This window comes from Microcoleus sp. BROC3, assembly GCF_036702515.1.
Taxonomy (GTDB): domain Bacteria; phylum Cyanobacteriota; class Cyanobacteriia; order Cyanobacteriales; family Microcoleaceae; genus Microcoleus.
Map to the genome: position 1 here is coordinate 1 of NZ_JAUBTQ010000114.1, position 7,228 is coordinate 7,228.

General features: G+C 49.6%; 9 protein-coding genes and 1 pseudogene. All 10 read left to right on the top strand.

Going from position 1 to position 7,228, the window contains the following annotated elements; translation table 11 throughout:
* A partial coding sequence (locus tag QUB30_RS32535; protein WP_333342290.1) for a DUF3987 domain-containing protein occupies positions 1–2,031 on the top strand: 2,031 nt, incomplete at its 5' end.
* A gap of 310 nt (positions 2,032–2,341) precedes the next feature.
* Positions 2,342–2,641 (top strand): hypothetical protein, encoded by a 300-nt coding sequence (locus tag QUB30_RS32540; RefSeq protein WP_333342292.1) that lies wholly within the window; start codon positions 2,342–2,344, stop codon positions 2,639–2,641.
* 74 nt (positions 2,642–2,715) lie between these two features.
* Positions 2,716–2,943 carry a flagellar alpha dynein gene (locus tag QUB30_RS32545; protein ID WP_333342294.1) on the top strand — a complete coding sequence of 76 codons (228 nt, stop codon included), beginning with the start codon at positions 2,716–2,718 and terminating at the stop codon, positions 2,941–2,943.
* Positions 2,944–3,168: 225 nt separating this feature from the next.
* Positions 3,169–3,588, top strand: coding sequence for a hypothetical protein (locus tag QUB30_RS32550; protein ID WP_333342296.1), 420 nt, complete (start codon positions 3,169–3,171; stop codon positions 3,586–3,588).
* A 104-nt stretch (positions 3,589–3,692) separates the two neighbouring features.
* Positions 3,693–4,109 carry a hypothetical protein gene (locus QUB30_RS32555; protein WP_333342298.1) on the top strand — a complete coding sequence of 139 codons (417 nt, stop codon included), beginning with the start codon at positions 3,693–3,695 and terminating at the stop codon, positions 4,107–4,109.
* Positions 4,109–4,330 (top strand): hypothetical protein, encoded by a 222-nt coding sequence (locus tag QUB30_RS32560; RefSeq protein WP_333342300.1) that lies wholly within the window; start codon positions 4,109–4,111, stop codon positions 4,328–4,330. The genes QUB30_RS32555 and QUB30_RS32560 overlap by 1 nt, the downstream gene beginning before the upstream one ends.
* 130 nt (positions 4,331–4,460) lie before the next feature.
* A complete protein-coding gene (locus tag QUB30_RS32565; RefSeq protein WP_333342302.1) occupies positions 4,461–4,724 on the top strand; it encodes a hypothetical protein in 264 nt (87 codons plus the stop codon).
* Positions 4,715–5,272: a hypothetical protein gene (locus QUB30_RS32570; protein ID WP_333342304.1), complete on the top strand. Its 558-nt coding sequence runs from the start codon at positions 4,715–4,717 to the stop codon at positions 5,270–5,272. Before QUB30_RS32565 ends, QUB30_RS32570 begins: the two co-directional genes overlap by 10 nt.
* A 376-nt stretch (positions 5,273–5,648) precedes the next feature.
* Positions 5,649–6,167: a hypothetical protein gene (locus QUB30_RS32575; protein ID WP_333342306.1), complete on the top strand. Its 519-nt coding sequence runs from the start codon at positions 5,649–5,651 to the stop codon at positions 6,165–6,167.
* A 141-nt stretch (positions 6,168–6,308) separates the two neighbouring features.
* Positions 6,309–7,228: pseudogene (locus QUB30_RS32580) on the top strand (DUF3987 domain-containing protein); the annotation flags it as partial.

A 7,228-nucleotide genomic window follows, 5' to 3' on the forward strand; every position in this document is an offset into this window, starting at 1 on the left:
GCGCAAAAAGTTGTAAGCCATCCAAAATTTGAAGCCCCCAACCTTTCCGACCTAGCGGCCAAGATTGACGAACTACTCGACTCCGATTTAAAAAGGTCGCAGCTTCAAGTCAAGGTTTCAGAGTTGGCGCTAACTTATCGGTTGGCTCCGGCTGAGGTTTGGAAAATTTACCGCACTCGTGAGGAAGAACTACAACAGGAACTAGAACAAGAGGACACGGCGGCCGAGGTTGCCCGGTTACTTTCTGCACAAAGAGCACGGCTTGACTTAGTAGAAATTTTGCCAGCCCAACTTGCAGCACCGATTGAAACTCTAGCGGCGCGACTGAACTTGAAGGCCGAGTGCTACTTAATGGCTCTTGTGACTCAAGTGTCTAGTCTATTTAAAGTCGGCTCAGAAGTCTTACTCCGGCGCGATACCGACTACCGCTGCACCCCCAACTATTTCGGTGTCAATGTCTCTGAATCCTCCCAGAAAAAATCACCCATCCTGAAGGGAATGATTGATCGACCGATGCAAGTGCTACGCGAGAAGGCTCGAAAGGAGTATCAGAAAGCCCTTGCCGATTATGAGGAAGAATACAAGCAGTGGAAAGCCGCCAAAGGAGAAAACAAAGGATTACCCCCTAAAGAACCTCGGCAACGGCTCTACTCCTTCTCTAAGTCCACAGGTGAGGGCATTTTGTACCAAGTTGCAGAGTATCCCGATCAGGCTCTGATGTACCGCTGCGATGAACTTGCAGGACTGTTTAAATCTGCTAACCAATACCGAGGGGGCAAGGGTAGTGATGAGGAGGACTTACTTGAATTTTGGAACGGCACAGGCAGCACAGTTCTGCGAGCTTCTGGAACCAAAGCAGACCTAGATGGATTACTGCTAAGTATTTTCGGAACAATCCAACCTGACGTGTTGGCCGCTCTACTTAAAGATTGCAGCGACTCAAACGGTAAGTTTGCCCGGTTCGATTTTGTGTTCCAACCGCTAGCAGCTTCCAAGTTGCCAGAAGAGGATAGCGGGAGTTTTGACCTCACACCGATGCTTAGCAGCCTGTACGCAAAAATAGATGCTTTGCCGGCATTGAAGATGGAGCTATCACCCGAAGCCAAGCGACTTTTTACAGCCTTCTACAATGCCACGGAAGAGCAACGGGTTGCAGAGCCTAAACAAGGTATGCGCGCCATGATTGGCAAGATGCCAGAGAAAGTCGGGAAGATGGTCGCTATCATTCACACCCTCACCTGTGCATTCAACGGTGTCGAGGTCAGCTTGCAGATACCCAAAAGTGTGGTGGAGGCGGCGATTAAGTTCGTCAAGTTTACGGCCGACCAAATAGCCAGCCTTTATGCTGAATTTTCCGATCGCAAAGCGTTAGCTCCGAGCCTAACCAAACTTGTCCTATTGGCTGAGAAGAAGGGCGGGACACTTTCGGCGCGGGAAGCTCAACGCACACTTACATCTGGACACAAAGCTGTATCGGTACAGCAAGTCCGAGAATGGTTTGTCGAGCTTGAGTCAATGAATTTCGGACAAGTGACAGTAGTTAGAAAAACTGTTTCTTTTACTTTGACCACGCTGACAGTACCGACAGAAGCCTCAAAAGTAGACAGTGTAACGATTGAAGCTACCGACAGTACCGCTGACAATCTACCGACACTTCCGACAGTAAATGAAGTAACTGTCGGTAACTGTCGGTACAGTGTCGGTAGTAATGTCCGACAGTTAGAATCCATATCTAGCAAGGATTTAGACACTACTGTCGGAAGTGTCGGAAATAATTACGCACTTTCTGAAAAATCAGTCGCTATCCCCAAAGTTCCCAAAACTTTTGAGATTGGCGATCGGGTGGTCATTGTTGAACCGCGTAACATTCATGAGGGTCAGCACGGTGAAGTTGTTCACATCGGATATGGCAGTCGGGAGACTGACTACACAGTCAAGCTTGATAAAGAGTCACGCGGCAGTCAGCGAGTTCGTGTCACTGTATCCAATGGTTCCAATCTTCTTACGTTCTTGATGCCGGAGAAGTTGTAACACTCCCGAGTGCTTTCAGGATATGAGAGCGCTGTGACCTACACTCCTTTACTTCCCAGATTTACGCGAGAGGCGTTGTGCCAGTGTGTACCAATCTGGGAGGCTGACTAATGTGCCACTTTCTATTTTTGAGGTGTGACAATCCTTCTAAATTGAGAAAGTAAACTCGCATCTTGGCGGGAGATTAGGAATGATTGCCTCGGCTTACAACCGGGGCTTTTGTTTTGTCTACAAAGTTTGTCTACAAAACTGTTGACATTGTAGACAAATTTGAGTTAGTGTAGACACATGATGTCTACAAGTGTCTACAATGAGTCAAAGTCAAGTTGTATCGTTTCGCGCCGGCGGTCACTTCCTTAACTGGATAGAAGCCCAAAGGATTGAGGGAGAGTCAGTCAGCCAGACTGCACAGCGTCTTTTAAAGGAACTCTCGGGAGTGTCTACAACTGTCTACACAGAAGTGTCTACACCAAGTATTGCCAGCGTCGCGTCTACAGAATTGTCTACAGTTATACCCGAAAGTGTAGACAAGCTTGTAACTTCGCATCTTGACCCCATTGAGGAACGATTGGCCGCAATTGAGGAACGCCTGGGAAAATTGAGAGCCTGAGCGAGGGCAACGATGACTCGCTCAGGCTTGAATTAGAAGCGGCTAAGAAGCAGCTCGCAGAATGGGATAAAAAATTGACGCAGCTACACGAGCGGAATGGTGATTTAGGTTTGGAAGTTCAGGACTTACAGGAGGAACTACGGAAGGAACGCGCTGATCGGGAAGCGGATAAAAAATCAGCGCCTGCCGGAAAAGATTTCCCCGATGTCGCTGACCTGCTGAACCAGTTGAAAGCCAAGCGCAAAAAATCAAAAACCGACTTGGCAGACTTAGAAGCAATTTTAGAGATTTTGGAAGGTTGAGGCGACAAAACTTTACAGCCACCCCTTGACAAGGTGGCTCAAAAACACGATCGTTAAGTAACTGAGGAAGATTGATGCGCGACTGAGCGGTGTTATCAGCACCGAACAAGTCACGACTTCCCCAACCGTTCTCTCGAAACCGTTGGAGCTAAATAATTATGCCTATTCCGGCGCGACACCCTGACGGGCGATCGCAATTCTTATCCTTTGGGTTGGCGGGGTTTTATGACTAAACCCATCGTCCATTACCGCCGTATTGACCAACTTAAGGTGATCGCTTTTGGCTGCGGATTTAGCAACGAAGAGGCTCGCCAGTTTGGGAAACTCAGCAAGACTTCCACGTGGGAAACTCTGCTGGAAACCTACGGCATTCCTTTGCAAGTTGTAGACACCGCTGTAGACACAGCGCTAGACGAACCGCTAGACACAAGCGATTGGACTAACGATGCTTCCTTTCCGGTCTGCAACTTCACCCCCCAAAGTTCCACCAACTTTTTAGACTGGGTTGATTTTGGGCAACTCGTCGCGCTCGTACTCGCATCGGCGGGAGTCTTTGTGCTGGCTATGTCCATGTGGCGACAAATCAATCCTTTGAATTTATTTCCACCAGTCCGCGTCAACATTCAAATCGGGACAAAATTATGAGCTTACAATTACGCGTATTCGGTGGCGGTCAAACTGATGCGCCCAAGAATGGTGGCTCGCTTGCCGTAAATGACGGCGGGCACAACATCGACAAAAGCAAGGCATTGACTGCAACCAGTGCAGATGCCATCTCGCCAATGAATCCGGGTAATTTTGCCTCTGGCGAGCGCTCAGTGCCAATCGTTCCAGCTCCCCGCTACTTTGACAAAGAGGAAGCGGCGGCGATGAAAACCCTTGCCACTGAGAAAGAGAAGGGTGCGAAGTACAGCAAGAAGGCTTATGAATCCCTTGGGCGTATTGAAGTGGCGGATGCCAAGGTACACAAAAGCCACCGGAAATATGAGGGAGTAGTCGCTACCAACGAACTCCGGAAGGTACGCGCCAACGCTGGACTTGCAAAGCACTTGCACGGATTACGTCCCGGTTATGCTCGGCTCGACGCTCGAATTGACAAAGCGGACTCCAACGCCCGCGCCGACATCGATGCTATCAAAGCCAAGCTGACGGGAGGTGCAAGCTGATGGAATATATGTGGCTCGCTGGCAACAAAAAAGAGGTAAAGGAAGCGATAGAAGCTTTAAGGGCGAATGGTTTCACCTTCGAGCCTGCCTACTATTCGGAAATAAGCAATTCTCCTTTTGGGCGTGGTCGCTGTTCCTACACCCTGAAGAATTTCCGCCCCCCCGTCGTAGCTCCTCCCCAGCCCCGCCCGTGGGATGCCGTAATGGGAGGGGTGAAATGAAGAAGCCAAAAATCACAAAGATTGACGTTTCAATCTCTAAGCCGAAAATCACCCAGATAACGGCTCAGAGCCATCCTGAAATTTGGAATCTGCTACTCGCACCCGAAGACCGCAAGGGAGGGAAAAGCTAATGAGAGCGGCAAGCTTGGCAAACTATTTCATTGCCGGATGCGCCGCTTCCTCGCTTTTGGGATGGATAGCGAGTTTGCACCCGATGTCATCGCGAGCGATCGCATTTTTAGCAGCAGCAAGCTTCATTCTCTGGGGCTTGTGCTGGCTGCTCGATTTCTCTGTTAGTTCGTGGCTCAAGATTCCCGTGGCTACCTTGCAGGCTTTATTGGTGGCAGTGCTTGCAATGGCTATTATCGGCTCGGGGGTGCTTTTATGCAGTTGAAAATGTGGGTACTCACAGGTGCTGCTGTTGCGCTGTGGTTGACTCCCCTAGTCACGCTTGACAAGCGTATCGGCTGGCACAAATCTATGCAGGGGCTGTCATTGTGTGGCGCTGTTGCTTGTGCGATCGGTGGCGGTAATATCGCCCGCAAGTTGGCTGACGAAGCAGAGATTGAGACACTGAAACTCAGGGCGGTTAAGGCTGATGTGGAGGATGAAATCGCTACGAAAGTCTATGTAAGTCGTACCCAGCGCCAACAGGAAGCTGAGGCAATTTTAGCTTCCCCTGGGGAGGACATTGAGGAAGTGCGGGAGCGACTGGAAGCCTTGTATGAGCCGGAGTCTAAAGAAGTGGAAGTGGCACTTGCTACCACTACCGATGCTTCCCTAGAGCTAGCTAAAGCGCTGTATGAGGAAGTCAAGGAAGCGATGGAAGCAGGCAAAGCTAAGACCTGGATTATTGAGAATATTCTCAAGATGAAGGGACGAAAATTTGCAGAAGGCAAGGTCAAGCTTCAGGACTTACTCAGTCAATTCGAGGGCAAATAACGTGCGCCGGGAGGGGGCTGGCTTAGGGTCTGCCTCCCGGCCGCGAGTTCGTACCGGGTTATGTGATACCCGGTATCCACCAAAATTTAGACAGAGAAAATCCGAGACTACCAGCTTGTCAAAGCTAAGCTAGACATAACTTTGAGGATACCAGTGCATAGGGGGAACCCTAGGGTTGTGTCGATGCACTTACACTCTGCCTACCCTCACTACTTATGGAATTACTCTTTTACCCAAACCTCGGAACTCGCAGCAAACGGGCATTACTACGACGAACCCGGCAAACTCATAGAGGTCTGCAATCTCATAGCTACAGCCCTAGAGGCGACTTGCTGGAGCGGTTATCCCGCGAAAGTGGAATGTCGAAAAGTGAGGTATGTTTGCAGCTTCACAAAGAGCGGGAATATCTTCTGGGTCAAGACTCTCTATCCTTGCCGTAAAATTAGTTCTCATGAACAAGGCTCTTCTTCGCCAACTACAGCCACTTCTCCGTAACTTTACGCCACACAACACGCGCAAGTTAATTCGTGCGTTTGAAGTGGTAGCAACGACTGCGGGGAAGAAAAAAGAGCTGCTGGCAGAAGGGTTGACGGCTTTTCTCAGGCACACAGCTTCAAGCTTAAAAAAGCAAGGTGTGCCACAGCATCAAATATCCCAAGAGATTGCAAGGATTGGAGTTGTTGCACTTGCCTGGATGGAGAAATGGGTTGCTCTGTGGGCGACTTTCTTCAGTCCCGCAATATTACTAGCACTGTGTCTAGCACCGACACTAGACACAAACCTAGTACCTGAGCGGCGGGACCTTACCTTTGAGGAGATAAAGGAAAGTCTGCTGGATAGGCATTGGCCGCCACAGAGACAGCGTTGTGATTTCGTAGCTGCGTCCGCTTATTAACTTTGCGGAGCGGTTCCCCCTGTCTAGCTCTATTTTTTCAAACTCTAAACACCAAAAAACCGCTGCCAGCAATTGGAACCTGCACTCAGCGGTTTTGAGGATTCATTCACATTCAACTCGTTTTAGGGCGAGCTAAATTTCATGTACGACAATTTTAACTCGAATGGCGGACAATCTTCAAACGCCCGTAATCTTATCCGTGTAACCAAAAGCAACCCTTGCCCCCACTGTGGCAAACCTGATTGGTGCTACTTTATCGGTGAGCTATCAGTCTGCAACCGTGCACAACCGCCCGCTACTGGTTGGGAAGCAACATCGAAAGCTGATAAGGATGGGAAGATTTACTACGCTCCCATCCAAGAGAAAAAAGCCATCCGCCCTCGCCAGACTCGCTACTGGGAATATCCCGCCCGCGACGGCTCCCCCCTTGTTCGCGTTGTGCGGTTCGATGATGGGAAAGGGGGTAAGGACGGTAAGGGTGATGCTGATTGGACTCAACAAAGTTGGGGTAAGTGCAAAAGTTCTCGACAGCTTGGCTGGATAGGAGGAATTAAAGGGATAGAGCGTGAAAACATCCCTATTTACCGCTACGCCGAGGTCAGAAAGGCGATCGCAAACAATGAACTGATTTACCTTGTCGAGGGTGAGACTTGTGCGGACATTTTGTGGAATTCAGGTTTGGCCGCTACCTGCAACATTGGTGGCTCTAGCAAGTGGCGAAGCTCTGATACAAGCGATTTAGAGGGTGCAAAGGTTGTTATCGTTCCCGATCGCGATGAACCAGGCATTAAGCACGCCGAGGTACTGGCTCAGGAATTCCCCGACGCCCTCTGGCTTTATCCCTACCCAAACTCTAAAGCTTGGGAAAACTTACCCAAAAGTAAAGGGTTAGACATCGCCGACTGGATTGACCAACACCAAATAACCGCAGACGATATCAAGGCGGCGATCGGAGAGAAGAAAGTCTTTGAAGTTCCCCGGCAAGCGCAAAAAGTTGTAAGCCATCCAAAATTTGAAGCCCCCAACCTTTCCGACCTAGCGGCCAAGATTGACGAACTACT